Annotated in this window: 23 protein-coding genes, 1 other RNA gene and 1 pseudogene; 8 read left to right on the top strand and 17 right to left on the bottom strand. The window is 62.8% G+C overall.

Translation table 11 applies throughout. The features are described from left to right. Positions 1–55: 55 nt before the first annotated feature. The 3 genes from zipA (at position 56) to ffs (ending at position 3,840) form a co-directional block, all read left to right on the top strand. Positions 56–949 carry a cell division protein ZipA gene (gene zipA, locus V6093_RS09930; protein WP_003254313.1) on the top strand — a complete coding sequence of 298 codons (894 nt, stop codon included), beginning with the start codon at positions 56–58 and terminating at the stop codon, positions 947–949. A gap of 238 nt (positions 950–1,187) precedes the next feature. Then, positions 1,188–3,518: an NAD-dependent DNA ligase LigA gene (ligA, locus tag V6093_RS09925; protein WP_003254312.1), complete on the top strand. Its 2,331-nt coding sequence runs from the start codon at positions 1,188–1,190 to the stop codon at positions 3,516–3,518. 225 nt (positions 3,519–3,743) lie between these two features. Then, positions 3,744–3,840: signal recognition particle sRNA small type (gene ffs, locus V6093_RS09920), an RNA gene on the top strand. Positions 3,841–3,868: 28 nt separating this feature from the next. Here the strand turns inward: ffs and V6093_RS09915 are convergent. Next, a complete protein-coding gene (locus V6093_RS09915) occupies positions 3,869–4,288 on the bottom strand; it encodes a helix-turn-helix domain-containing protein (RefSeq protein ID WP_014755832.1) in 420 nt (139 codons plus the stop codon). Between the two features lie 83 nt (positions 4,289–4,371). Between V6093_RS09915 and V6093_RS09910 the strand changes: the two genes are divergently transcribed. Next, positions 4,372–4,860 carry a DUF2938 domain-containing protein gene (locus V6093_RS09910; protein WP_108078495.1) on the top strand — a complete coding sequence of 163 codons (489 nt, stop codon included), beginning with the start codon at positions 4,372–4,374 and terminating at the stop codon, positions 4,858–4,860. Positions 4,861–5,217: 357 nt separating this feature from the next. Continuing rightward, positions 5,218–5,494, top strand: a pseudogene (locus V6093_RS09905) (hypothetical protein). Between the two features lie 162 nt (positions 5,495–5,656). On the opposite strand, the gene V6093_RS09900 reads toward V6093_RS09905, so the two are convergent. Further along, positions 5,657–6,463 (bottom strand): ABC transporter substrate-binding protein, encoded by an 807-nt coding sequence (locus tag V6093_RS09900; RefSeq protein WP_108078491.1) that lies wholly within the window; start codon positions 6,461–6,463, stop codon positions 5,657–5,659. Positions 6,464–6,584: 121 nt separating this feature from the next. Between V6093_RS09900 and dnaX the strand changes: the two genes are divergently transcribed. The 3 genes from dnaX (at position 6,585) to recR (ending at position 10,020) form a co-directional block, all read left to right on the top strand. Beyond that, a complete protein-coding gene (gene dnaX, locus V6093_RS09895) occupies positions 6,585–8,660 on the top strand; it encodes a DNA polymerase III subunit gamma/tau (protein WP_017148185.1) in 2,076 nt (691 codons plus the stop codon). A 63-nt stretch (positions 8,661–8,723) separates the two neighbouring features. Further along, on the top strand, positions 8,724–9,059 hold the full coding sequence (locus V6093_RS09890; RefSeq protein ID WP_003254305.1) for a YbaB/EbfC family nucleoid-associated protein: 336 nt from the start codon (positions 8,724–8,726) through the stop codon (positions 9,057–9,059). Positions 9,060–9,417: 358 nt separating this feature from the next. Next, positions 9,418–10,020: a recombination mediator RecR gene (recR, locus tag V6093_RS09885; protein WP_003254304.1), complete on the top strand. Its 603-nt coding sequence runs from the start codon at positions 9,418–9,420 to the stop codon at positions 10,018–10,020. A 35-nt stretch (positions 10,021–10,055) separates the two neighbouring features. Here recR and V6093_RS09880 read toward each other — a convergent pair whose 3' ends face one another. The 15 genes from V6093_RS09880 to ccoO (V6093_RS09810) form a co-directional block, all read right to left on the bottom strand. After that, positions 10,056–10,604, bottom strand: a complete 549-nt coding sequence (locus V6093_RS09880) for an adenine phosphoribosyltransferase (RefSeq protein ID WP_003254303.1) — start codon at positions 10,602–10,604, stop codon at positions 10,056–10,058. A 55-nt stretch (positions 10,605–10,659) separates the two neighbouring features. Beyond that, positions 10,660–11,394, bottom strand: a complete 735-nt coding sequence (gene fnrA, locus V6093_RS09875; protein ID WP_003254301.1) for a Crp/Fnr family transcriptional regulator FnrA — start codon at positions 11,392–11,394, stop codon at positions 10,660–10,662. A 186-nt stretch (positions 11,395–11,580) separates the two neighbouring features. After that, complete coding sequence (gene hemN / locus V6093_RS09870) at positions 11,581–12,963, bottom strand: oxygen-independent coproporphyrinogen III oxidase (RefSeq protein ID WP_014755840.1); 1,383 nt, start codon at positions 12,961–12,963, stop codon at positions 11,581–11,583. Positions 12,964–13,068: 105 nt separating this feature from the next. Further along, a complete protein-coding gene (locus tag V6093_RS09865; protein ID WP_218643329.1) occupies positions 13,069–13,788 on the bottom strand; it encodes a sulfite exporter TauE/SafE family protein in 720 nt (239 codons plus the stop codon). Then, a complete protein-coding gene (gene ccoS, locus V6093_RS09860) occupies positions 13,745–13,960 on the bottom strand; it encodes a cbb3-type cytochrome oxidase assembly protein CcoS (RefSeq protein ID WP_010955011.1) in 216 nt (71 codons plus the stop codon). The genes V6093_RS09865 and ccoS overlap by 44 nt, the downstream gene beginning before the upstream one ends. Next, positions 13,939–16,413, bottom strand: a complete 2,475-nt coding sequence (locus tag V6093_RS09855; RefSeq protein ID WP_265979374.1) for a heavy metal translocating P-type ATPase — start codon at positions 16,411–16,413, stop codon at positions 13,939–13,941. Before V6093_RS09855 ends, ccoS begins: the two co-directional genes overlap by 22 nt. 151 nt (positions 16,414–16,564) lie before the next feature. Continuing rightward, positions 16,565–17,092, bottom strand: a complete 528-nt coding sequence (locus tag V6093_RS09850; protein ID WP_003254292.1) for a FixH family protein — start codon at positions 17,090–17,092, stop codon at positions 16,565–16,567. 15 nt (positions 17,093–17,107) lie between these two features. Next, on the bottom strand, positions 17,108–18,523 hold the full coding sequence (ccoG, locus tag V6093_RS09845; RefSeq protein WP_004577070.1) for a cytochrome c oxidase accessory protein CcoG: 1,416 nt from the start codon (positions 18,521–18,523) through the stop codon (positions 17,108–17,110). 296 nt (positions 18,524–18,819) lie between these two features. Beyond that, positions 18,820–19,797, bottom strand: a complete 978-nt coding sequence (gene ccoP / locus V6093_RS09840; protein ID WP_003254289.1) for a cytochrome-c oxidase, cbb3-type subunit III — start codon at positions 19,795–19,797, stop codon at positions 18,820–18,822. Next, on the bottom strand, positions 19,794–19,985 hold the full coding sequence (locus V6093_RS09835; protein ID WP_003254287.1) for a CcoQ/FixQ family Cbb3-type cytochrome c oxidase assembly chaperone: 192 nt from the start codon (positions 19,983–19,985) through the stop codon (positions 19,794–19,796). Before V6093_RS09835 ends, ccoP (V6093_RS09840) begins: the two co-directional genes overlap by 4 nt. A gap of 5 nt (positions 19,986–19,990) precedes the next feature. Further along, the gene (gene ccoO / locus V6093_RS09830) at positions 19,991–20,599 is read right to left on the bottom strand and encodes a cytochrome-c oxidase, cbb3-type subunit II (protein ID WP_003254286.1); all 609 of its coding nucleotides are present in this window, start codon (positions 20,597–20,599) and stop codon (positions 19,991–19,993) included. Further along, on the bottom strand, positions 20,599–22,041 hold the full coding sequence (ccoN, locus tag V6093_RS09825) for a cytochrome-c oxidase, cbb3-type subunit I (protein ID WP_003254284.1): 1,443 nt from the start codon (positions 22,039–22,041) through the stop codon (positions 20,599–20,601). Before ccoN ends, ccoO (V6093_RS09830) begins: the two co-directional genes overlap by 1 nt. A 649-nt stretch (positions 22,042–22,690) precedes the next feature. Next, complete coding sequence (gene ccoP / locus V6093_RS09820; protein ID WP_003254283.1) at positions 22,691–23,632, bottom strand: cytochrome-c oxidase, cbb3-type subunit III; 942 nt, start codon at positions 23,630–23,632, stop codon at positions 22,691–22,693. Further along, the gene (locus V6093_RS09815) at positions 23,629–23,823 is read right to left on the bottom strand and encodes a cbb3-type cytochrome c oxidase subunit 3 (protein WP_003254282.1); all 195 of its coding nucleotides are present in this window, start codon (positions 23,821–23,823) and stop codon (positions 23,629–23,631) included. The genes ccoP (V6093_RS09820) and V6093_RS09815 overlap by 4 nt, the downstream gene beginning before the upstream one ends. Positions 23,824–23,828: 5 nt before the next feature. Continuing rightward, the gene (gene ccoO, locus V6093_RS09810) at positions 23,829–24,437 is read right to left on the bottom strand and encodes a cytochrome-c oxidase, cbb3-type subunit II (protein ID WP_003254281.1); all 609 of its coding nucleotides are present in this window, start codon (positions 24,435–24,437) and stop codon (positions 23,829–23,831) included. Positions 24,438–24,440 lie beyond the last annotated feature (3 nt).

The following is a 24,440-nucleotide window of genomic DNA, read 5'->3' as shown; positions in this document are numbered from 1 at the left end:
AAAGGGCTTTGAACCCTTTGTTTTCAAGCATATTTTTATAGAGGCACGGGATTACATGGAAATCGGTCTGCGCGAGTGGCTGATCCTCATCGGCATCATTGTTATCGCCGGGATTCTTTTCGACGGCTGGCGCCGCATGCGCGGCGGGAAAGGCAAGTTGAAATTCCGTCTGGATCGCAGTTATTCCAACCTGCCGGACGAAGAGGGTGGCAGTGCCGAGGTGCTCGGCCCGTCGCGCGTGCTCGATACCCACAAGGAGCCTGAGCTGGACGAAAGCGACCTGCCGTCGCTCAGCGCATCTGCGCGTGATCGCGAGCGTGAGCCCAAGCCGGTCAAGGCCAGCAAGCGCGGCAAGCGTGCCAGTGCGGCTGCCGATGTGCAGCAGGGTGACCTGAACCTGAGCGCCGAGCAGCGCGAGCCCGACCTGTTTGCCGACAGCGATGACGACTTTGCCGCCGACAACAACCGTAGCAGCGGCGCAGCGCCTGCCAGCAGCAGCGTCAAGGAGTTGCCACCCGCCGAAGAGGTGCTGGTCATCAGCGTGATCTCTCGCGACGAGGGTGGCTTCAAGGGCCCGGCGCTGCTGCAGAACATCCTGGAAAGCGGCTTGCGCTTCGGCGAAATGGACATCTTCCACCGCCACGAGAGCATGGCCGGTCACGGCGAGGTGCTGTTCTCGATGGCCAACGCAGTCAAGCCTGGCGTGTTCGACCTGGACGACATCGATCACTTCAGCACTCGCGCTGTGAGCTTCTTCCTCGGCTTGCCGGGCCCGCGTCATCCGAAGCAGGCTTTCGACGTGATGGTTGCCGCGGCACGCAAGCTGGCCCACGAACTGAACGGTGAGCTCAAGGATGACCAGCGCAGCGTGCTGACTGCCCAGACCATCGAGCACTACCGCCAGCGTATCGTCGAGTTCGAGCGCCGTGCGCTGACCCAGAAACGCTGACAGATCCAGACGAAAGAGCAGCCTGAGGGCGTGCTGGCCGGTTCGGGTATCGTCGTTGCCTGTGCCGGCCTCTTCGCGGGTAAACCCGCTCCTGCAGGTACATCACCGCCCTAGAGGCATGTGATGCCCTTGTAGGAGCGGGTTTACCCGCGAAGAGGCCGACACAGTCAATAGACACCTGATACCCCACGCACCACCCCCAAGCTGCTCTTTTGCTTTGCAAGAGAAGACAAATCCCATGACCGCCGAAACCCGTATCCTCGAACTGCGTGCCGAGCTCGATCAGCATAACTATCGCTACTACGTGCTCGACGAGCCCAGCGTGCCTGATGCCGAATACGACCGCCTGTTCAACGAGCTCAAGGCGCTGGAAGCCGAACACCCGCACCTGGTAACCCCCGACTCGCCCACCCAGCGCGTTGGCGGCGCTGCCTTGGCTGCGTTCAGCCAGGTGCGCCACGAAGTGCCCATGCTCAGCCTGGGCAACGCCTTCGAAGAAGCCGACCTGCGTGAGTTCGGTCGCCGCGTGGTAGAAGGCCTCGATCAGCCGGGTGCGGTCGACTACAGCTGCGAACCCAAGCTCGATGGCCTGGCCGTGAGCCTGCTGTACCGCGACGGTCAGCTGGTGCAGGGCGCCACCCGTGGCGACGGCACCACTGGCGAAGACATCAGCGCCAACGTACGCACCGTGCGCAACATCCCGCTCAAGTTGCAGGGTAAGGGCTGGCCGGCAGTGCTGGAGGTGCGCGGCGAGGTGTACATGAGCAAGGCCGGTTTCGACCGGCTCAATGCCGCCCAGGCCGAGGCCGGTGGCAAGACCTTCGCCAACCCGCGCAATGCCGCTGCTGGCAGCTTGCGCCAGCTGGACTCGAAAATCACCGCCAGCCGCCCACTGGAGTTCTGCTGCTATGGCGTCGGCCAGTTGTCCGAAAGCATCGGCGACAGCCACATCGGCATCCTCGAGCAACTCAAGGCCTGGGGCCTGCCGATCAGCCGCGAGCTCAAGCATGCGGCGGGCATCGAAGAATGCCTGGCCTACTACCGCGACATTGGCGAGCGGCGTAACAGCCTGCCGTATGAGATCGACGGTGTAGTGTTCAAGGTCAACAGCCTGGCCGCCCAGCGCGAGCTGGGCTTCCGCGCCCGTGAGCCGCGCTGGGCGATTGCCCACAAGTTCCCGGCCATGGAAGAGCTGACCGAGGTGCTGGACGTTGAGTTCCAGGTTGGCCGTACGGGTGCCGTAACGCCTGTGGCGCGGCTGAAGCCGGTCAAGGTGGCCGGTGTGACCGTGTCCAACGCCACCTTGCACAACATGGACGAAATCGCCCGCCTGGGCCTGCGCATCGGCGACACGGTGATCATTCGCAGGGCCGGCGACGTGATCCCGCAGGTGATGCAGGTGGTGCTGGAGCGTCGTCCGCAAGACGCCCGCCCGGTAGAAGTGCCAAGCGAGTGCCCGGTGTGTGGTTCGCAGGTCGAGCGCACCCAGCTGGTCAAGCGCAGCAAAGGCAAGGAAACCACCAGCGAAGGTGCGGTGTACCGCTGCGTCGGCCGCCTGGCCTGTGGCGCGCAGCTCAAGCAGGCGATCATTCATTATGTGTCGCGCCGTGCCATGGACATCGACGGCCTGGGTGAGAAGAGTGTCGAGCAGTTGGTGGATGAAGGCCTGATCGGCTCGCCGGCTGACCTGTACAAGCTGCAGTTCGAGCAGGTCGTCGGCCTTGAAGGCTTTGCCGAGGTGTCGACCCAGAAGCTGCTGGATGCCATCGAAGCCAGCAAGCGCCCGAGCCTGGCGCGCTTCATCTACGCGCTGGGCATCCCGGATGTCGGCGAGGAGACTGCCAAGGTGCTGGCCCGCTCGCTGGGCAGCCTGGCGCGCGTGCAGCAGGCATTGCCGCAGGTGCTGACCTATTTGCCGGACATCGGTCTCGAAGTGGCCTACGAGATCCACAATTTCTTTGAAGACGAGCACAACCAGAAGGTTATCCAGCAGCTGCTCGACAGCGGTATGCAGTTGCAGGACGAAGGTGAGCTGGCTGCCGAATTTGCCGCCAGCACCACCTTGGCCGGGATGATCGCCAAGCTCGACATTGCCTCCGTCGGCCCGACCGGTGCCGAGAAGTTGGTGGCCAAGCTCGACAGCCTGGACAAGATCATCGCCGCCGACGGCATTGACCTGCGCCAGGCCCTGGCGGCCAAGCAGGCCGACGCAGTGCGTGAGTTCTTCAAGGATGAAGCAAACCAGAAACTGGCCCGGGACATCGAAGCGCAGCTGCTGGCATTCGGCATGCACTGGAGCAGCGAGAAGAAGGTGGCCGAAGGCTTGCCGCTGGCCGGCCAGACCTGGGTGCTGACCGGTACGCTGGAGCGCATGAGCCGCGACATTGCCAAGGACAAGCTGGAAAGCCTGGGGGCCAAGGTTGCCGGTTCCGTTTCCGGCAAGACCCACTGCGTGGTGGCAGGGCCGGGGGCAGGTTCCAAGCTGGCCAAGGCTGCTGAGCTGGGTGTGAAGGTACTGGACGAAGATGCCTTCGTCACATTCCTGGCCGAACAGGGCATAGCGGTCTAGGCATCCGTGCCCCCCTGTGGGGGGCAACTGCCTTGCTCAAAACTCGAAAAGCCTGCGCGGTCCCCCGTAGGAGCGGGTTTACCCGCGAAGAGGCCCGTCCAGGCCGTCTCGCCCCTGACAAGTCATTGAGAAATGATGACTTTTTCTGCCGCAGTGGTTGTATCTGCCCCAAAGACCGGTACAATGGCGCCACTCGCTGCTCAGCGAGGCATGTAGTGGTGGCCCCATCGGTCCCCCCGCATTGATTACCCGTTAACCTGGTCAGGCCCGGAAGGGAGCAGCCATAGCGGGAACATCGAGTGCCGGGGTGTGGCTGGTGGGGCCGCCTCCATTTCTGGGGTCGGAAAACCTCAATCTGTAACGAACGTCTTCGTTCTTTTCTGCTTTTCGCCCAATGCTCCTGCCGCCGACAGCTTCATCAGCTGCTGGAATTTCGGGCATGTCAGATGATCTTTCTCAGGGCATTGCGCGGCATGCCGCAACCCCTTGCTCATCGCCCGCAACCGCTTGATCCGCGCATCCAGCTCGTCCGCCTTGGCCATCAGCATCTGCCGGTGGACCTGCAGGTCCACCAGCATCGCCCCCACTTCATCCAGCGAAAACCCCGCAGCCTGCCCCAGGGCGATCAGCGCTAGCCTGTCCGCCACGTCGGCTGCAAACTGTCGACGCTGACCGTGCCCGGCAAGCGACTTGAGCAAGCCTTTCTTCTCGTAGTAACGCAGTGTCGATGCGGGTACGCCTGTGCGTTTGGCGACGTCGGCAATGTCCATTTCGGGCCCTTGACTTGAAGTTGACTTCAACTTCTATGCTGCGCGGCATGGTAATGACCGTCAACCTTCGAGGGCTTGTTCAAATGACGTTTACTGCGATGTTTCTAGCTGCATTGCCGATTGGCATTGGTGCCACTGTAGTGATGGACCTGTGGGGGTTGCTGCTGAGGCGGTTAGGTATCGCAACGCTGAATTTCGCCATGGTCGGGCGTTGGGCGGGGCACTTGCTAGGTGGGCGTGTTTCGCACCAAGCGATTTCCAAAGCGGAACCGGTGCGAAATGAGTTGGCGTGGGGATGGGTGATTCACTACGCCACCGGCGTGCTTTTCGCGATGCTGCTGCTTGTGATCGTAGGGGAGGGCTGGTTGCGGTCGCCTACTCTTTTACCTGCAGTAGTTGTGGGTGTGGGTACAGTCGTGGCGCCGTTTTGCCTCATGCAGCCGGCGATGGGGGCAGGGTTCTTTGCGTCCAGAACGCCGACACCTGCGCGGAACTGTCTGAAGAGCCTGGCCACGCATTTTGTGTTTGGTGTGGGGTTGTTCTTGAGTGCGTATTTACGGGCTTTGGTGTGAAGACAGGGAGCCCGATAACAGTAAGCACATGATCAGAGTGCCCACTTTAAGATAGGTCTGATAACAGTCTAGGAAAGCCCCTACACGTCAGGCAGGCATAGCGAATTATCCTACGTGTTCCGTCGACTCCCGTCTGATTGTCCCGGTCAACCTCGCCCACTAGGCTTTCGCGGTCGCTGTCAGTTCAGCGATCGGGTGTGGAAGCCTGGGTGGTTTGGCGGCTGTCGATATGACAGTTGTGCGTGGGAGGCCTTCGGGCCTGCCGGGTTTGCCATACCCCTGGTCTTCCACCCCGCGTACAACTGTCACCCTAAGTGTGGAAGCAAAAGGGTGCTCTCAGCCCGGTATGGTGAGCTCATGAAAAAACGGGTCCCCGATCCGCCCCACGTCTTTGATCTTCCCCAAGGCAAATCCCTTTCCCGCGCGATCAGCGAAGGCATCGTCCCGATGGAGTTCGCGTTGATGAATGTTTCCCACTACCTGATGTTCGCCTACAGCGATAGCCGGCGGGCGCTTGAGCGTATTCAGGACGAAGAAACCAGGCAGTTGTTGGAGCATGGTTTGCGGGCCATGCAGATTGCCTGGGGGGCAGGCGGATGCTGTCAGCTTGGCGTTTGAACGTAAAGGCCGGTGACATTGAGTTTGTGATAGAGATTGTGAGTGTGCCGCACAACGCTGTGGGAGCGGGCATGCCCGCGAAGAATATAACGCGGTGGATGGCACCGGCTATGCCGGTGTTCGCGGGCAAGCCCGCTCCCACAGTGTTTGCGCAAGCGTTCGCGAAATGAGCAGGGCGTTAGTTGCGCTGGCTGTGTGCCGGCATTTTGCTGGGTATTTCGGGCCGGGCCACAGACATACTGTCCGGGTCGCCCGTCCCTCCATACCGCTGCAAAATCCGCTCGATCTCCCCCGACTGCTTCATCCTTACCAACGCCCGCAACAGCCCTTGTGTCGGTATCGCCGGATCGTTGCGCACCATGCACCCCAAATCCTGTTCGTCCAGCACCGCCAGCGCTTGCAATTGCTGCTCCGCTGGCAACCCTTGGTTGAACCACTGCAACGACAACTGGTTGCTCACCGCATGGCGATACCGGCCTGCCTGCAGCTTTTGCAGCACCAGCAACTGGCTGCGGCTGTCCTCACGGTGCAGCTGGCCGTGGTCCAGCAGCGGTTGCAGGGTTGAATAGGTGTAGCCAAGCACCGTGCCGATCGCCTGAGGTGGCAGTTGCTCAGGGGGGATCGGTGTGCTGTCGCCGGCGCGGCCGACCAGTACGTCACGCTGATGAATCAGCGGGATACTCCACACAAAATCCCTTGGGCGGTCGTTGAGCCATTGGGTACTGACGTAGCAACGCACATCAATGTCGCCGCTGCTCATGGCCTCCTCCAGGCGCAGGCGGGCCATGACGTGGAACTCGGGGCGAGCGCCCACTTGCCTGGCAACGGCTTGCATCAGGTCGTAAAGCAATCCCTCCACTGGCTGATCGCCTTCGATGCGTACCAGCGGCATGCTCCAGCTCTCGGCGACGGAAAAGCGCAGCACCGGCTGGTCAGCCAGGCTGTTTGTAGACCACAGCAGTAACAGGGCCAGCAGTCTTCGCAAAGGCAATCCTCCCTGGACAATGCGCCATTCCAAGCTTAGACGAGTTGCGCAGGGTGCAATTTTGCCCCCGCTCCGCTAGCATTAGCGATCTTCCGCTCGATCAGGCTACGATGGTTTTTCGATGAGTTATCAGGTTCTTGCACGAAAATGGCGTCCGCGCTCGTTCCGCGAAATGGTCGGCCAGACCCATGTGCTCAAGGCCTTGATCAATGCCTTGGACAACCAGCGCCTGCACCATGCCTACCTGTTCACCGGTACCCGCGGCGTGGGCAAGACGACCATCGCCCGTATTATCGCCAAGTGCCTGAACTGTGAAACCGGCATCACCTCCACGCCCTGTGGCACCTGTTCGGTGTGCCGGGAAATCGACGAAGGCCGTTTTGTCGACCTGATCGAGATCGACGCCGCCAGCCGTACCAAGGTCGAGGACACCCGCGAACTGCTCGATAACGTGCAGTACGCCCCTAGCCGTGGGCGCTTCAAGGTCTACCTGATCGACGAAGTGCACATGCTCTCGACCCACTCGTTCAACGCCTTGCTCAAGACGCTGGAAGAGCCACCGCCCTACGTCAAGTTCATCCTCGCCACCACCGACCCGCAGAAGCTGCCGGCCACTATCCTGTCGCGCTGCCTGCAATTCTCGTTGAAGAACATGAGCCCGGAGCGGGTGGTGGAGCACCTCAGCCACGTACTGGCCGCCGAAAATGTGCCGTTCGAGGAAGATGCCCTGTGGCTGCTGGGCCGTGCGGCCGATGGTTCCATGCGTGATGCCATGAGCCTGACCGACCAGGCCATCGCCTTTGGTGAAGGCAAGGTACTGGCTGCCGATGTACGTGCCATGTTGGGTAGCCTCGACCATGGCCAGGTGTATGGGGTCTTGCAGGCACTGCTCGAAGGCGATGCCAGGGCTTTGCTGGAGGCCGTGCGTAACCTGGCCGAGCAAGGACCGGACTGGTCGGGCGTTCTGGCCGAAATGCTCAATGTGCTGCACCGTGTAGCCATTGCCCAGGCGCTGCCCGAAGCGGTAGACAACGGCCAGGGTGATCGCGAGCGGGTATTGGCGCTGGCTTCGGCGCTGCCGGCCGAGGATGTGCAGTTCTATTATCAGATGGGCCTGATTGGCCGCCGTGACCTGCCCCTTGCGCCGGACCCGCGCGGTGGCTTCGAGATGGTGCTGTTGCGCATGCTGGCGTTCCGCCCGGCAGACACGGACGACGCACCGAAGCCGGTGCTAAAGCCAGCGGGGATCAGCCAGGCCACAGCTGATCCTGCAGGGAAGGTGGCAGCCGCGGCGCCGGTCGCGCTTTCATCGCCTGTTGCGGCTGTGCCGGCGGAGCCTGTAGCGCAAGCCCCGCAGCTGGAGGTGCCTGCACCCGCGACGGCTGATCATGAACCGGAGGCCGAGGCAGATGTTGAGCTGAAGGCCGAAGCCGAGGCCATCTCCGTACCTGAGCCTGTTGCCGAAGTGGTCGACCTGCCGTGGGAAGAGCCTGCCGTTGCACCCGCGCCGTTAGCGGCCGAACCCGCGCCTGAACCGGCACCTGCGCCCGAGCCTGTTGCCCCGGTGGCGCCCCCACAGGCCGCCCCGGCACACGACGAGCCGCCTTTCGACCCGTCTGCCTACGCTGCCGTGGGGATGGAGCGCGACGATGAGCCGCCGCTTGACGAAGACTATTACGGCGGCGAAAGCGATCCGGCAGGTTTCAGCTACCTGGACGAATTGGCCGAGCATGTTCAGGAAGACGTGTCCAAACCGGCTGCCGAACCGTTGCCGGCAGCCAAACCGGCCACCGGCCTGGCCTTGCAATGGCTGGAATTATTCCCACAGTTGCCTGTGTCCGGGATGACAGGCAACATCGCGGCAAACTGTACGCTGATTGCCGCCGATGGCGACGACTGGTTGCTGCATCTGGACCCGGGCCAGGGGGCGTTGTTCAACGCCACCCAGCAGCGGCGCCTGAACGAAGCGCTCAACCAGCACTTGGGGCGCACGCTGAACCTGCGTATCGAGCTGATCCTGCCCGAGCAGGAAACCCCGGCTCAGGCCGCAGCGCGCAAGCGTGCCGAGCGCCAGCAGGACGCCGTCGCGTCGATCGAGCAGGATCCGTTGATCCAGCAGATGATCAAGTTGTTCGGCGCCAAGGTGCGGCAGGATACTATTGAGCCTGTAGAAGCCCTGGCCAGTCAGGGCCAGTAACGGATAACCATGCGGCCGGCCCGGTGCCGGGCCGCATCACATGACCCAATCGAGGTATACCCCATGATGAAAGGTGGCATGGCCGGCCTGATGAAGCAGGCCCAGCAGATGCAGGAAAAAATGCAGAAGATGCAGGAAGAACTGGCCAACGCCGAAGTCACCGGTCAGTCCGGTGGCGGTCTGGTGAGCGTGGTGATGACCGGTCGTCACGACGTCAAGCGCGTCAGCATCGACCAGAGCCTGATGTCGACTGATGAAGACGACAAGGAAGTTCTGGAGGACCTCATTGCCGCTGCGCTGAACGACGCCGTGCGCAAGGTTGAGCAAAGCAGCCAGGAAAAGATGGGCGGCATGACCGCCGGCATGCAGCTGCCGCCAGGCTTCAAGATGCCGTTCTAAGGCATTGAGGTACTCAAAAACGCCGCTGATATCAGCGGCGTTTTTTTTGCGTAGGTTTCAACCCAGACGCGGTCTGCTTTTTTATGTCGGGACAACTGTTTTGCTCGAGCGTTGAAATTTTGCACGATCACTGTGGGAGCGGGCATGCCCGCGAACACGGGCGAAGCCCGTGCCATCCACTGTGCAGCCTGCTTCGCGGGCATGCCCGCTCCCACAGTGATCACACTAGCTTTCCAGTTTTGTGCAAGGCAGTTGCTCTCATAAAACTGCAGGCCGCGTAGACTTGGGGTGACCTGATTTGACGCCACCGCCCCCGCTGGGTATAAACCGCCTCTTATTGAATTGTCAGGCCTTTCCCATGAGCTTCAGCCCCCTCATCCGCCAACTGATCGACGGCCTGCGCATCTTGCCAGGCGTTGGCCAGAAAACCGCCCAGCGCATGGCCCTGCAACTGCTCGAGCGCGACCGCAGTGGCGGGCTGCGCCTGGCTCAGGCCTTGACCCAGGCCATGGAAGGGGTAGGGCATTGCCGCCAGTGTCGCACCCTCACCGAGCAGGAACTGTGCCCGCAGTGCGCCGACCCGCGCCGTGACGACACCCAGTTGTGCGTGGTCGAGGGGCCGACTGATGTGTATGCGGTGGAGCAGACGGGCTACCGTGGCCGTTACTTCGTGCTCAAGGGGCACCTGTCGCCGCTGGATGGCCTAGGGCCTGAGGCGATCGGTATTCCGCAGCTGATGGCGCGGATCGAAGAGCAGGGCACCTTTACCGAGGTGATCCTGGCGACCAACCCGACGGTGGAGGGGGAGGCGACGGCGCATTACATTGCCCAGTTGCTGAGCGAGAAAGGCTTGGTGGCGTCTCGCATTGCCCATGGTGTGCCGCTGGGCGGTGAACTGGAGATGGTGGACGGTGGTACCTTGGCCCATGCCTTTGCAGGGCGCCGGCCCATTTCGCTCTGATTCATTGGGGCTGCAAAGCAGCCCCAAAAGCCCACTCAGTACTCGCTGAGGGAAAACTCGGTCAGGCAGAAGGTAGGCACCCCGGCCGCCTGCAACCGGCGCGACCCGTCCAGTTCCGGCAGGTCGATGATCGCTGCCGCCTCGAACACCTGCGCCCCAGTACGACGCACCAGGTTGGCCGCCGCCAGCAGCGTACCGCCAGTAGCAATCAAATCATCGAAGATCAGCACCGAGTCGCCTTCACACAGGCTGTCGGCATGCACTTCCAGGAAGGCCTCGCCGTACTCGGTCTGGTAACCCTCGCTCAACACGTCAGCCGGCAGCTTGCCCTGCTTGCGGAACAGGATCAGCGGCTTGTTCAGCTGGTGGGCGATGATCGAGCCGATCAGGAAACCCCGCGCGTCCATGGCGCCGATGTGGCTGAATTCAGCCTCGACATAGCGCTCGATGAACTGATCGGCCACATAGCGCAGCCCGCGTGGCGACTGGAACAACGGGGTAATGTCGCGGAAGATCACACCCGGTTTGGGGAAGTCCACTACCGGGCGGATCAGGGCTTTGAGGTCGAAGGCTTCGCTGTGCATTGTTGCGGGTATCCTGGGAAAACGAATGCCCAAGTATACCCGCTAAAGACCAGCGTCAGGCCTCGATTGCACCACCGGCCAGCGCGCACAGCTGGATCGGGTCGAGGATGTGCACTTCCTTGCCCTCGGCGCGCAGCAGGCCGTTCTGCTGGAAGCGGGTGAACACCCGCGACACGGTTTCTACCGCCAAGCCAAGGTAGTTGCCGATTTCGTTGCGCGACATGCTCAGGCGGAACTGGTTGGCCGAATAGCCACGGGCACGGAAGCGCGCCGACAGGTTGACCAGGAAAGTGGCAATGCGCTCGTCCGCGGTTTTTTTCGACAGCAGCAGCATCATTTGCTGGTCGTCGCGGATTTCGCGGCTCATCACCCGCATCAGCTGGCGGCGTAGCTGTGGCAGTTGTACCGACAGCTCGTCCAGCCGCTCGAAGGGGATTTCACACACCGAGGTGGTTTCCTGGGCCTGGGCCGATACCGGGTAGGCCTCGGTATCCATGCCCGACAGGCCGACCAGTTCGCTGGGCAGGTGAAAGCCTGTGATCTGCTCTTCGCCGCTGTCGCTGAGGCTGAAGGTTTTCAGGGCCCCGGACCGTACTGCGTAGACCGAGCCAAAACTGTCACCCTGGCGGAACAGAAACTCGCCTTTCTTGAGCGGCCGCCCGCGTTTGACGATTTCATCCAGTGCGTCCATGTCTTCCAGGTTCAGCGAAAGAGGCAGGCACAGGGGGGCCAGGCTGCAATCCTTGCAATGGGCCTGGTTGTGTGGGCGCAGTTTGACTGGCTCGGACATTTGAATCGATCCTTGTGGGAAAGCACACATAAGTCGTAAGGGTAACTCACGACACAGGGTGTAGGCCAGTGTGCGCGGTGATGGTGCGCGCTGGCGAAACCCCGGCAGGTGGCCTGCCGGGAGTCCTTGTGTGCTCATAGTGTGCCTGACAAGGAAGCTTGTCCATGCGGTTGAACGCCTTGTTTTTCAGATCACTCGCGAGAAGCGCTGGCGGTTGTGCATCGCCAGATAGGCGTCGAACACCATGCATACCGAGCGCGCCAGCAGCCGGCCGGCGGGCAGGATGCGAATGCCCTTGTCGTCCAGGCTGATCAGGCCGTCGCGCTGCAAGGTCAGCAGCTCGGGCCAGAGGTCGTTGAAGTAACCGCGAAAATCCAGGGTGAAAGCCTGTTCGATGGGTTCGAAATCCAGCTCGAAATGGCAGATCAGTTGCTGGATCACTGCCCGGCGTATGCGGTCGTCGTGGTTGCACAGCAAGCCGCGCTGGGTGGCCAGCTGGGCGTTGGACAGGCTGTCCTGGTAGGTGTTGAGGTCACTGCTGTTCTGGCAGTACAGGTCGCCGATCTGGCTGATCGCCGACACGCCCAGGCCAATCAGGTCGCAGTGCCCGTGGGTGGTGTAGCCCTGGAAGTTGCGCTGCAAGGTGCCTTCTTCCTGGGCAATGGCCAGTTCGTCGTCGGGCAGGGCGAAGTGGTCCATGCCGATGTAGCGGTAACCGGCGGCGGTCAGTTGGTCGATGGTGGCGTGCAGCATCTCCAGCTTGGCGGCCGCGCTGGGCAGATCGTTGCTGTCAATGCGCCGTTGCGGCATGAAGCGTTCGGGAAGGTGAGCGTAGTTGAACACCGACAGGCGGTCGGGCTGCAGGCGGATCACCTCTTCGACGGTGCGGGCAAAGCCTTCCGGGGTTTGCTTGGGCAGGCCGTAGATCAAGTCGAGGTTGACCGAGCGAAACTGCAGCGTGCGCGCAGCCTCGATCAAGGTGCGGGTCTGTTCCAGGCTCTGCAGGCGGTTGATCGCGCGCTGCACGGCCGGGTCGAGGTCCTGTACACCCAGGCTGACGCGGTTGAAGCCCAGTTCGCGAAGCAGGCCCATGGTCGACCAGTCGGCTTCGCGAGGGTCGATCTCGATGCCGTAGTCGCCGGAATCGTCGTCCAGCAGGTGGAAGTGCTGGCGCAGGGTGGCCATCAGCTGGCGCAGTTCCACATGGCTGAGGAAGGTCGGTGTGCCGCCGCCAAAATGCAGCTGTTCAACACGTTGTTTAGGGTCCAGGTGGCAGGCGATCAGCTGGATTTCCTGCTCCAGGCGCTGCAGGTAGGGCGCAGCGCGCGCACGGTCTTTGGTGATGACCTTGTTGCAGGCGCAGTAGTAGCAGATGTTGGCGCAGAACGGCACATGCACGTACAGCGACAGCGGGCGCACGGCCCGTCGGCTCTCGCGCAGGGCGTTGAGCAGGTCGAACGAACCCACCTCGCTGTGCAGTTGCACGGCGGTTGGGTAAGAGGTGTAGCGTGGCCCGGCGAGATCGTAGCGGCGGATCAGGTCGGTATCCCAACGGAGGTCGTCGAGCATGAGGGTAGTCCCCGGAAAGAGCAGCAGTGCACCGGAGTCTATGGCCGTCTGTAGGAAACTGTGTTGATTTGTATCAAGGGCATTGGGGCTGCTTTGCAGCCCCCGTCAATGCCCCATCAGCCAGTGCTGGTGTGGGCCCGGCAGGGTCCAGACACCGAATAGCATCACCAGCACACCGCCCGCCACGCGCACGCTGCGTCGCCGCAACAGGGCGTTTACCCGTTCGGCAGCCAGCCCGGTTGCCAGCAACACCGGCCAGGTGCCCAACCCGAACGCGAGCATCAATACCGCGCTGTACCCGGCGTTGCCCTGGCTGGCGGCCCACAGCAGGGTGCTGTACACCAAACCGCACGGCAGCCAGCCCCACAAGGCGCCCAGCAGCAGCGCCCGGGGCAGGCTGGACACCGGCAGCAAGCGCGACGCCATCGGCTGGATATGCCGCCACAACCCGCGGCCCAGCGCCTCGATACGGGTCAGCCCGCTCCACCAGCCGGCCAGGTACAGGCCCATGGCAATCAGCAGCAGCGCTGCAGCCACCCGCAGCGCCAGCGCTGCCGGGCTGCTGGCCACGGCCCAGCCGGCCAGGCCCAGCAACAGGCCGGCGCAGGCATAGCTGAAAATGCGCCCCAGGTTGTACGCCAGCAACAGGCGCAGACGCTTGCCGCGTTGTTCGGGGGGGATGGCCAAGGTCAGTGCGCCCATCAGGCCACCGCACATGCCCAGGCAGTGACCGCCCCCTAGCAGGCCAAGGACCAGTGCCGAGCCCAGCAGCGCAAGCAGGTCAGGCACGGGGTGGTGGTTCCTTGTCGGTGTCGGCTGCGGCATCGTCAGGCTTCACTGCCGCCTGGTGGCGCGGGTCCTGATCGTCGAACAGGATGCTGTGGGCGGGGCCTTCAAGGTCATCGTACTGACCGCTGTCTACCGCCCAGAAGAAGATGTACACGGCCACGCCGACCAGCAGCAGCGCTGCCGGGATCATGACATAGAGGGCGGGCATGGCGACTTCCTCCCGGGTAAAGGGGCTTCGTGGGGCAGCGGGCCCGAGGCCACTGGCATACGGGTCAGGCGCAAGGCATTGAGCACCACGATCAGCGAGCTGACCGACATGCCGATGGCGGCCCACACCGGCGTGATCCAGCCGAGCGCGGCGAACGGCAACATCAGGCCATTATACAGGGTCGCCCACAGCAGGTTCTCGAGGATGTTGCGGCGGGTGCGGCGGGCCAGCTCGAACGCCTGCACCAGCGCTTGCAGGCGGTTGGACAGCAAGACGGCGTCGGCACTGGTCTTGGCCAGGTCGGTGGCGCTGCCCATGGCGATGCTGATATCGGCGGCGGCCAGTACCGGTACATCGTTGACCCCGTCGCCGAGCATCAGCACCTTGCGCCCGTCAGCCTGCAGGGCTTTCAGGCGGTCCAGTTTGTCATCCGGGCGCAGGCCGCCAATGGCCTGCTCGATACCCAACTGCGCGGCCACTTCGGCAACCATCGGCGAGCTGTCGCCCGACAGCAGCAGGGTGTGCCAGCCGCGCGCCTTGCAGGCAGCGAGCAGGGCCGGGGCATCGTCGCGCAGGCGGTCATCCAGGCCGAACCAGGCCAGTGGCCCCTGGCGGTCGCCCAGCAGCAGCCACTGGCCGCGAGGCTCGGGCACAGCGGGGATTTCCGCACCACTCAAGGCGCAGACGAAGGTAGCCTGACCAATGCGCAGGCGCTGGCCGTCGACCAGCCCCTCCAGGCCCAGGCCGGGTACGCTCTGTACGTCATCGGCAGGCGTGGCGGTACGACCAAAGGCGCGAGCGATGGGGTGTTCGGAGCGGTTTTCCAGCGCCGCGGCCAGGGCCAGGCAGCGGTCGGCGGCCTGGCTGCCGAGCGGGCGGATGCTGCGCAAGGTCAGCCGGCCTTCGGTCAGTGTGCCGGTCTTGTCGAAAATCACCGTGTCGATGTGGTTCAGGCCTTCCAGCACGTGGCCGCGGGTGACCAGCAGACCAAGCTTGTGCAGGGTTCCGGTGGCGGCGGTCAATGCGGTTGGCGTAGCCAAAGACAGGGCACAAGGGCAGGTGGCCACGAGCATGGCCAGCACGATCCAGAACGCCCGTGCCGGATCCAGGTGCCACCACCACAGGCCGATGGCTACCGAGGCCAGTAGCGAGAACAGCAGGAACCACTGCGAGGCGCGATCGGCGATTTCCGCCAGGCGCGGTTTTTCAGTCTGGGCGCGTTCCAGCAGGCGGACGATGGCCGACAAGCGTGAGTCATGGCCGAGGGCTTCCACTTCCACATTCAGCGCGCTTTCGACGTTCAGCGTACCGCCAGTGACCCGCTCACCCACCCGGCGTGGTTGCGGCAGATACTCGCCGGTCAGCAGCGATTCGTCGACGCTGGAGCGGCCCTCGACGATGCGCCCGTCGGCAGGAATGACCGCGCCGGGCAGCACCTGCACGGTGTCGCCGCACTGTAACTCGCTGAGCAGGATGCGTTCGCTGCGCCCGATGGCGTCCAGGCGCAGGCATGAGGCGGGCAGCAGGTTGACCAGCTGCGCAGTGGCCGCCGCTGTGCGCTCGCGGGCGCGGCGCTCCAGGTAGCGGCCGGTCAGCAGGAACAGGGCGAACATGCCCACCGTGTCGAAATAAAGCTCGCCGCTGCCAGTGATGGCTGTCCAGATGCCGGCGCCGAACGCCAGGCCAATGGCCAGCGACACCGAAACGTCCATGGTCAGGTGGCGCGTTCGCAAGTCGCGCGCCGCGCCCTTGAAGAAGGGCGCGCAGCTGTAGAACACGATGGGAATGGTCAGGAACAGCGCCACCCAGCGCAGGATCGTGTGCAACTCGGGTGTCAGGTCGATGTTGAATTCCGGCCAAGTGGCCATGGTCGCCATCATCGCCTGGAACCACAGCAGCCCGGCCACGCCCAAGCGGCGTAGGGCGCTGCGGTTTTCCCGGGCCAATTGCTCGGCGGCCTGGTCAGGCTGGTAGGGGTGGGCGGCGTAGCCGATCTGGCGAAGTTCGGCGAGCAAGCGCGACAGCGGCAGCTGCTTGTCGTCCCAGTTCAGCGCCAGGCGGTGGTTGGACAGGTTCAACCGGGCTTCGGCGACACCGGGCAGGTTGCGCAAGTGCTTTTCGATCAGCCAGCCGCAGGCGGCGCAGCTGATGCCCTCGACAAGCAAGGTGGTTTCGGCCAGCTCGCCCTGGTGGCGGACGAAGGTTTGCTGCACGTCGCTGCGGTCGTACAGGGCCAGTTCGTCCTGTAGTTGTTTGGGCAGGGCTTCGGGGTTGGCGCTGTTGTCGCTGCGGTGCTGGTAGTAATGTTCCAGGCCACCCGCGACGATCGACTCAGCCACCGCCTGGCAACCGGGGCAGCAGAACTGCCGCGGCTGGCCGAGGACCACGGCGGTGAAGCGGCCGCCAGTGGGGACGGGCAGGGCGCAGTGGTAGCAGGGGGTGGGCTGGGTCATTTTGGAACAGTCTTATGTCGTGAGATCGCCGGGGCTGCTTCGCAGCCCTTTCGCGACGCAAGGCCGCTCCCACAGAAGCATGCGTTCTCCTGTGGGAGCGGCCTTGCGTCGCGAAAGGGGCGCAAAGCGCCCCCATTCATACCAGGAATCATTACTGGTGTTCGGCGCCTTGCAGGGCTTCGTCACCCAACTGCAAGGTCACACCATGCGCCACTTTTTCCTCTTCGAACAGGCGCCACACCTGGCCCCCTTCGCTGCCCAGCAGTTCCACAAAGCGCCGCCCGTCGACCTTGTCCTCCAGTTGTCCCACATAGCGTCCTGCTTCGACACGGCTCAGCAGCACCTTGCGGTCCTTCTCTGGCTGGGTTGGCGAAATCAGGTTCAGCTCCAGGTTTTGCGGGCCACTGCTACCGGTCAGGCGCAGGTCCACTTCGCCGGTCAGTTCGTCCAGATGCACGCTGGCTTTCAGGCCCAGCTGCTGCGCCAGCAGCTCGCGGTCCAGCGAGCGGTTGATGCCCTTGCCGGCCTCGTAGTAGTTGTCATTCACCAGGTTGTCCGGGTTGTGCACAGCGATGCTGACCATGGTCAGGCTCAGGCACACCGAGGTGGTGAGAATGCCGATGATGATCCAGGGCCAGAGGTGCTTGTACCAGGGGCTGGCGGCGGTGGCGGCAGGCATTGTGCGTTATCTCTCTTAGCGGATCTGTGGGCCGATGAAACGGCTCTTGGCTTCAACCTGGGCGTCGCTGTCGTCGGCGCTCTTGAGGATGAAGGTGATTTCGTTGGTGGTCGATGGCAGCTTCTCGGGGGCAACCGACAGCTGCACGGGAAGGCTGACGATGTCACCGGCGGCCACGCGGATCTCGCGCTGGCCTTCGAGCTTGAGGTCCGGCAGGCCGGCGGCGTCCAGCACGTAGACGTGATCGCGCTGATCCTTGTTCATTACCTTCAGGCTGTACACGTTCTCGATCCGGCCCTGGGCGTTTTCGCGGTACAGCACGCGGTCTTTGCTGACGTCGAAACCGACCAGCGAACGGGTGGCGAAGGCCGTCGCCAGCCCGATCATCATCACCAGCAGTACCACGGCATAGCCGATCAAGCGCGGGCGCAGCAGGTGGGTCTTCTGCCCGGACAGGTTGTGCTCGGTGGTGTAGCTGATCAGCCCTTTGGGGTAGTTCATCTTGTCCATGATGCTGTCGCAGGCATCGATACAGGCGGCGCAGCCGATGCACTCGATCTGCAGGCCGTCACGGATGTCGATGCCGGTCGGGCAGACCTGCACGCACATGGTGCAGTCGATGCAGTCACCAAGGCCCTGGGCTTTGTAGTCGGTATCTTTCTTGCGCGGGCCGCGGGTTTCGCCACGGCGCGGGTCGTAGGAAACGATCAGCGTGTCCTTGTCGAACATCACACTCTGGAAACGTGCATACGGGCACATGTACACACACACCTGTTCGCGCAGCCAGCCGGCGTTGCCGTAGGTGGCGAGGGTGAAGAAACCGACCCAGAAGTAGGCCCAGCCATCGGCCTGGCCAGTGAAGAATTCGACCACCAGCTCACGGATCGGCGAAAAGTAGCCGACAAAGGTCATGCCGGTGACAAAGCCGATCAGCAGCCACAGGCTGTGCTTGGTGAATTTGCGCAGGAACTTGTTGCCGCTCATGGGGGCTTTGTCGAGCTTCATGCGCTGGTTGCGGTCACCCTCGGTGACCTTTTCGCACCACATGAAAATCCAGGTCCACACGCTTTGCGGGCAGGTGTAGCCACACCACACCCGGCCGGCGAACACAGTGATGAAGAACAGGCCGAAGGCGGCGACGATGAGAATGCCCGAGAGCAGGATAAAGTCTTGCGGCCAGATGGTGGCGCCGAAGATGTAGAACTTGCGTTCGGGCAGGTTCCACCACACGGCCTGGTGCCCTCCCCAGTTCAGCCACACGGTGCCGAAGTACAGCAGGAACAGTGCGGCACCCCCGACCATGCGCAGGCGACGGAACAGGCCGGTGAAGGCGCGGGTGTAGATCTTTTCCCGGGAAGCGTAGAGGTCGACGGAATCCTTCCCTTTGCTGGCAGGCGGGGTGACATCATGTACCGGAATTTGCTTGCTCATCATCAAGTCCCACGGCAGTGGAGAAACGCCGCGGCCTGTGCGTGCGGGCCGCAGTCTCGCGCAATCTGCTAGCGCTCTGCGGTCCATGATACGCCGCTGAGGGCAGCATGGGATCGCACTGCGACCTTTAGTCGCGTTGGGTTCGTGGTATGAAACGTGTTATGGCGGGTGTCAATTGATCCAGGTCATCAGCCTGCGAGAAATGCTGTGCCAGTACCGGCCTCTTCGCGGGTAAACCCGCTCCTACAAGGATCCTGTGTAGGAGCGGGTTTACCCGCGAACAGGCCAGGCCTGCCTTACTCAGCCTTGGCCGGCTCAGCCTGGTGCGACAGGCTGTACACATAAGCCGCCAGCAAGTGCACCTTGTCGTTGCCCTGCAGCTGTTCCTGGGCCGGCATCTGCCCCTGGCGGCCATAACGGATAGTCTGCTGCAACTGGGCAAAGCTCGAGCCGTAGATGAACGCCTGCGGGTGGGTCAGGTTCGGTGCGCCCATGGCGGGCGTGCCTTTGCCTTCCGGCCCGTGGCAGGCCACGCAGTTGGCTGCGAAGATCTTCTGCCCGTTCTCCACATCGGCCTTAGCCCCCTCAGGCAATGTGCGGCCATCGAGTTTGCTGACCACGAACGCAGCCACGTCGGCCACGCCCTGGTCACCGATCACTTCGGCCCAGGCCGGCATCACGCCATGGCGACCGCCCATGATGGTGGTCTTGATGGTGTCCGGTTCGCCGCCCCAGCGCCAGTCGTTGTCGGTCAGGTTGGGGAAGCCGAAGGCGCCCTTGGCGTCGGAGCCGTGGCACACCGAACAGTTGGAGGCGAACAGCCGCGCACCCATTTTCAATGCCTGTGGGTCCTTGGCTACGTCTTCGATCGGCATCGCCGCGAACTTGGCGAAGATCGGCCCGAAACGGGCGTCGGCCTTGGCCATTTCCTTTTCCCATTCGTGCACGCCGGTCCAGCCCGGCTGGCCGTTGGAAAACTCGGTCTGCTTGTCGTTATCCAGGTACGAATAGCCCGGCAGGACGCCTTTCCAGTTGCCCAGGCCCGGGTACAGCACCAGGTAGCCGAGGGCGAAGATGATGGTGCCGACGAACAGCCAGAACCACCATTTCGGCAGCGGGTTGTCGTATTCCTCGATGCCATCGAAGGCATGCCCGACGGTTTCGTCGGTAACCTCTTCGCGCTGGCCCTTGCGGGTCGACAGCAGCAGCCAGGTCAACGAGAAGATGGTGCCCAGGGTCAGGACGGTAACGTACAGACTCCAGAAGGTTGTCATTGTTGTTTGCTCCCAGAAGCTTTTGCTTGCTCGACGTGCCGAGTGGCCTCGGGGTCATCCGCGAAGGGCAGTTGGGTCGCTTCGTCGAAGTCCTTTTTACGCCGTGGGTTGAACACCCACAGCGCCAGGCCCACGAACGCCACCATCACCACGACGGTGCCCAGGCCGCGAATCATCCCGATATCCATCAGCGTCACCGTTTGCTCTTGATGATGGTGCCAAGACCCTGCAGGTACGCGACGATGGCGTCCATTTCGGTCTTGCCCTTGACCGCGTCACGTGCGCCGGCAATGTCGGCGTCGGTGTACGGGGTGCCGAGTGTGCGCAGCACTTCCATCTTCTTCGCGGTGTCCTTGCCGTCGAGCTTGTTCTCGACCAGCCACGGGTAGGACGGCATCTTCGATTCCGGTACCACGTTGCGCGGGTTGTACAGGTGCGCACGGTGCCAGTCATCGGAGTAGCGGCCGCCGACGCGGGCCAGGTCCGGCCCGGTGCGCTTGGAGCCCCACAGGAACGGGTGGTCCCACACGCTTTCACCGGCTACCGAGTAGTGGCCGTAACGCTCGGTTTCGGCACGGAACGGGCGGATCATCTGCGAGTGGCAGCCTACGCAGCCTTCGCGGATGTAGATATCGCGGCCTTCCAGCTCCAGCGCGGTGCGCGGCTTCATGCCCTCGACCGGCTTGTTGGTGACGTCCTGGAAAAACAGCGGGACGATCTGGGTCAGGCCACCGACGCTCACGGCGATGACCATGAAGAAGGCCAGCAGGCCTATGTTCTTCTCGACGGCTTCATGCTTCATCAGTGCGCTCCCACAACGACGATCTTGGCGGCCTCTTCAGCCTGTGCCGGGTTGGCGGCACGTACGGTACGGAACACGTTGTAGGCCATCAGCAGCATGCCGCTGGCGAAGAACGCACCGCCCAGGGCGCGGACGATGTAGCCGGGGTGGCTGGCCTGCAGGGCTTCGACGAAGGAGTAGGTGAGGGTGCCGTCATCGTTGATGGCGCGCCACATCAGGCCCTGGGTGATGCCGTTGACCCACATCGAGGCGATGTACAGTACGGTGCCGATGGTGGCCAGCCAGAAGTGCGCGTTGATCAGGCCGATGCTGTGCATCTGCTCGCGGCCGTAGAGTTTCGGGATCATGTGGTACACGGCGCCGATCGAAATCATTGCCACCCAGCCGAGGGCGCCGGCGTGGACGTGACCGATGGTCCAGTCGGTGTAGTGCGACAGTGAGTTCACGGTCTTGATGGCCATCATCGGGCCTTCGAAGGTGGACATGCCGTAGAACGCCAGCGACACCACCAGGAAGCGCAGGATCGGGTCGGTGCGCAGTTTGTGCCAGGCGCCCGACAGGGTCATCATGCCGTTGATCATGCCGCCCCAGCTTGGCGCCAGCAGGATGATCGACATCACCATGCCCAGCGACTGCGCCCAGTCAGGCAGGGCGGTGTAGTGCAGGTGGTGCGGGCCGGCCCAGATGTACAGGGTGATCAGCGCCCAGAAGTGCACGATCGACAAGCGATACGAGTAGATCGGCCGCTCGGCCTGCTTGGGCACAAAGTAGTACATCATCCCCAGGAAACCGGTGGTGAGGAAGAAGCCCACGGCGTTGTGGCCGTACCACCACTGGATCATCGCGTCGGTGGCGCCGGAGTAGGCCGAGTACGACTTGAACAGGCTCACCGGCAGCGAGATGTGGTTGACGATGTGCAGCATCGCGGTGACCACGATGAACGCACCGTAGAACCAGTTGCCGACATAGATGTGCTTGGTCTTGCGCTTGACGATGGTGCCGAAGAACACCAGGCCGTAGGTAACCCAGACGATCGCCAGCAGGATCGCCAGCGGCCACTCGAGCTCGGCGTATTCCTTGGTGGTGGTGTAGCCCATCGGCAGGGTGATCAGCGCGCCGACGATCACGGCTTGCCAACCCCAGAAGGTGAAGGCGGCCATGCTGTCGGAGATCAGCCGGGTCTGGCAGGTGCGCTGCACCACGTAGTAGCTGGTGCCGAACAGCGCACAGCCCCCGAAGGCGAAGATCACCAGGTTGGTGTGCAGCGGGCGCAGGCGGCCGAAGCTGGTCCAGGGAAGGTCCAGGTTCAGCTGCGGCCACACCAGCTGCGAGGCGATGAAGACGCCGAGGCCCATGCCAAGGATCCCCCAGACCACCGTCATGATGGCGAACTGGCGGACGACCTTATAGTTATAAGCAGTCGGACTGATTGCTGTGCTCATTCTAAGGTTCCACGGTTTTGATGTTCTTGTTGGTCGAAAAATCGGCGCCAGTATTGATAACCAGCAAGGTTACCGCAACGCAACTTTGGTACGCCGACCCGTGTCCAGGTCCGATCACTGATGTCCCGCAGTGATCAGGTCTGGACGATTGTACACAAATAAATATTTGTAATGTGTACCGTTTTTCATATTTTTCTGATCGATCGGTCAAGCTTTTTCGGGGCGGCGTCAGGCTACGCGCCGTGTCTGCATCGGTCCTTTCGGAGCGAAGCCCACTGAGGCAACAAGCTTAGTTCTGTTCGGTGGGGGTGCAAGGGAAGGGGGGCGGCGGTGGGGGTATGGTTTGAGGGGGATGGTGGGGCGGGGGTGTAAGGTTTGATGGTTATGGTGGGGCGGATATCGAGCGCCGCCCGCGCGGCGCATCGCGACGCAAGGCCGCTCCCACATTTGTTTCGGGCCAGTCCCTCCTGTGTCAGGGGCGCGCGACCGCCTTGTTTGTACGACGCGATATCGAGTCATGCGCCAAGGCGTTCGCGCGCAAACGCCACAGGAATAATTGGCCTGAAACAAATGTGGGAGCGGCCTTGCGTCGCGATGCGCCGCGCGGGCGGCGCTCGATCTCACAGGCGGCAAATCCCTTTCGGCGAACTCACTTGGCCGTCACGGTCTCAGCCGAACCACCCTGCGACAGGCTATACACGTAAGCCGCCAGCAGGTGCACCTTGTCATTCCCTTGGATCTCGGCCTGCGCCGGCATTTGTCCCTGACGACCATAACGAATGGTCTGCTGCAGCTGGGCAAAGCTCGAGCCATAGATGAACGCCTGCGGGTGGGTCAGGTTCGGTGCGCCCATGGCAGGCGTACCTTTACCTTCCGGCCCGTGGCAGGCCACGCAGTTGGCTGCGAAGATCTTCTGCCCGTTCTCCACATTGGCCTTCGCCCCCTCAGGCAGTGTGCGGCCGTCGAGTTTGCTGACCACGAACGCAGCCACGTCGGCCACGCCCTGGTCACCGATCACTTCGGCCCAGGCCGGCATCACGCCATGGCGACCGCTCATGATGGTGGTCTTGATGGTTTCCGGATCGCCGCCCCAGCGCCAGTCATTGTCGGTGAGGTTGGGGAAGCCGAAGGCGCCCTTGGCGTCGGAACCGTGGCACACCGAGCAGTTGGAGGCGAACAGGCGGCTGCCCATTTTCAGCGCCTGCGGGTCCTTCGCCACTTCTTCTACGGGCATGGCGGCGTATTTGGCGAAGATCGGACCGAACCTGGCATCGGCCTTGTCCATTTCCTTCTGCCATTCGTTGGCGCCAGTCCAGCCATTTTCATAGCCCGGCAGGATGCCTTTCCAGTTGCCCAGGCCCGGGTAGAGGATCAGGTAGCCGACCGAGAACGCCAAGGTGCCCACGAACAGCCAGAACCACCACTTGGGCAGCGGGTTGTCGTATTCCTCGATGCCGTCGAAGCTGTGGCCCATGGTTTCGTCGGTGGTGTTGTTGCTCTGGCCCTTGCGCGTGGCGAGCAGTAGCCAGGTCAGGCCAATCAGGCTACCGATGGTCAGTACGCTGATGTACGTACTCCAGAAGGTGGTCATTGCCCGTTACTCCTTTTTGCAGCAGGCTCCTGCCCGGCAGGGGGCAGGCGGTCGTCGACGAAGGGCAGCAGGCGCGCTTCGGCGAAATCACGGTCGCGGCGGCGGTTGAAGACCCACAGGGTGAGGCCGATAAAGGCAATCATCACCACCAGGGTGCCCACACCGCGGATCATGCCGATGTCCATTTCCATCGCACTCACCTCTTGTTCTTGATCGCGGTGCCGAGCACCTGCAGGTAGGCGACCAGAGCGTCCATCTCGGTTTTGCCTTTGACCGCTTCACGGGCGCCGGCAATGTCGTCGTCGGTGTACGGCACGCCCAGGGTGCGCAGGGTGCGCATCTTGACGTCGGTGTGGCTGTTGTCGACCTGCTGGGCAACCAGCCACGGGTAGGACGGCATCTTCGACTCCGGTACCACGTTGCGCGGGTTGTACAGGTGCGCACGGTGCCAGTCGTCCGAGTAGCGGCCACCGACCCGGGCCAAGTCCGGCCCGGTGCGCTTGGAGCCCCACAGGAACGGGTGGTCCCACACGCTTTCACCGGCCACCGAGTAGTGGCCGTAACGCTCGGTTTCGGCACGGAACGGGCGGATCATCTGCGAGTGGCAGCCCACGCAACCTTCGCGGATGTAGACATCGCGGCCTTCCAGTTGCAGCGCGGTATAGGGCTTCATGCCTTCGACCGGTTTGTTGGTGACGTCCTGGAAGAACAGCGGGACGATCTGGGTCAGGCCGCCGATGCTGACGGCAAATACCATCAGCAGGGCCATCAGGCCGACGTTTTTCTCGATGACTTCATGTTTCATCAG

The sequence above is a fragment of the Pseudomonas putida group bacterium ESBL64 genome, assembly GCF_045277175.1.
GTDB classification, from domain to species: domain Bacteria; phylum Pseudomonadota; class Gammaproteobacteria; order Pseudomonadales; family Pseudomonadaceae; genus Aquipseudomonas; species Aquipseudomonas alloputida.
This window is presented reverse-complemented; position numbering and strand designations above follow the sequence as displayed.

Bases quoted from the DNA above. Each gene is read 5' to 3' on its own strand.
- ccoN (WP_003254284.1), bottom strand. From the start codon at position 22,041: ATGAGCACAGCAATCAGTCCGACTGCTTATAACTATAAGGTCGTCCGC.
- ccoO (WP_003254281.1), bottom strand. From the start codon at position 24,437: ATGAAACATGAAGTCATCGAGAAAAACGTCGGCCTGATGGCCCTGCTG.
- ligA (WP_003254312.1), top strand. From the start codon at position 1,188: ATGACCGCCGAAACCCGTATCCTCGAACTGCGTGCCGAGCTCGATCAG.
- ccoP (WP_003254289.1), bottom strand. From the start codon at position 19,797: ATGACAACCTTCTGGAGTCTGTACGTTACCGTCCTGACCCTGGGCACC.
- zipA (WP_003254313.1), top strand. From the start codon at position 56: ATGGAAATCGGTCTGCGCGAGTGGCTGATCCTCATCGGCATCATTGTT.
- ccoO (WP_003254286.1), bottom strand. From the start codon at position 20,599: ATGAAGCATGAAGCCGTCGAGAAGAACATAGGCCTGCTGGCCTTCTTC.
- V6093_RS09880 (WP_003254303.1), bottom strand. From the start codon at position 10,604: ATGCACAGCGAAGCCTTCGACCTCAAAGCCCTGATCCGCCCGGTAGTG.
- ccoP (WP_003254283.1), bottom strand. From the start codon at position 23,632: ATGACCACCTTCTGGAGTACGTACATCAGCGTACTGACCATCGGTAGC.
- V6093_RS09890 (WP_003254305.1), top strand. From the start codon at position 8,724: ATGATGAAAGGTGGCATGGCCGGCCTGATGAAGCAGGCCCAGCAGATG.
- V6093_RS09835 (WP_003254287.1), bottom strand. From the start codon at position 19,985: ATGGATATCGGGATGATTCGCGGCCTGGGCACCGTCGTGGTGATGGTG.
- V6093_RS09915 (WP_014755832.1), bottom strand. From the start codon at position 4,288: ATGGACATTGCCGACGTCGCCAAACGCACAGGCGTACCCGCATCGACA.
- fnrA (WP_003254301.1), bottom strand. From the start codon at position 11,394: ATGTCCGAGCCAGTCAAACTGCGCCCACACAACCAGGCCCATTGCAAG.
- V6093_RS09815 (WP_003254282.1), bottom strand. From the start codon at position 23,823: ATGGAAATGGACATCGGCATGATCCGCGGTGTGGGCACCCTGGTGGTG.
- V6093_RS09850 (WP_003254292.1), bottom strand. From the start codon at position 17,092: ATGCCTGCCGCCACCGCCGCCAGCCCCTGGTACAAGCACCTCTGGCCC.
- V6093_RS09865 (WP_218643329.1), bottom strand. From the start codon at position 13,788: ATGCCGCAGCCGACACCGACAAGGAACCACCACCCCGTGCCTGACCTG.
- V6093_RS09910 (WP_108078495.1), top strand. From the start codon at position 4,372: ATGACGTTTACTGCGATGTTTCTAGCTGCATTGCCGATTGGCATTGGT.
- ccoG (WP_004577070.1), bottom strand. From the start codon at position 18,523: ATGAGCAAGCAAATTCCGGTACATGATGTCACCCCGCCTGCCAGCAAA.
- hemN (WP_014755840.1), bottom strand. From the start codon at position 12,963: ATGCTCGACGACCTCCGTTGGGATACCGACCTGATCCGCCGCTACGAT.
- recR (WP_003254304.1), top strand. From the start codon at position 9,418: ATGAGCTTCAGCCCCCTCATCCGCCAACTGATCGACGGCCTGCGCATC.
- ccoS (WP_010955011.1), bottom strand. From the start codon at position 13,960: ATGCCCGCCCTCTATGTCATGATCCCGGCAGCGCTGCTGCTGGTCGGC.
- V6093_RS09855 (WP_265979374.1), bottom strand. From the start codon at position 16,413: ATGACCCAGCCCACCCCCTGCTACCACTGCGCCCTGCCCGTCCCCACT.
- dnaX (WP_017148185.1), top strand. From the start codon at position 6,585: ATGAGTTATCAGGTTCTTGCACGAAAATGGCGTCCGCGCTCGTTCCGC.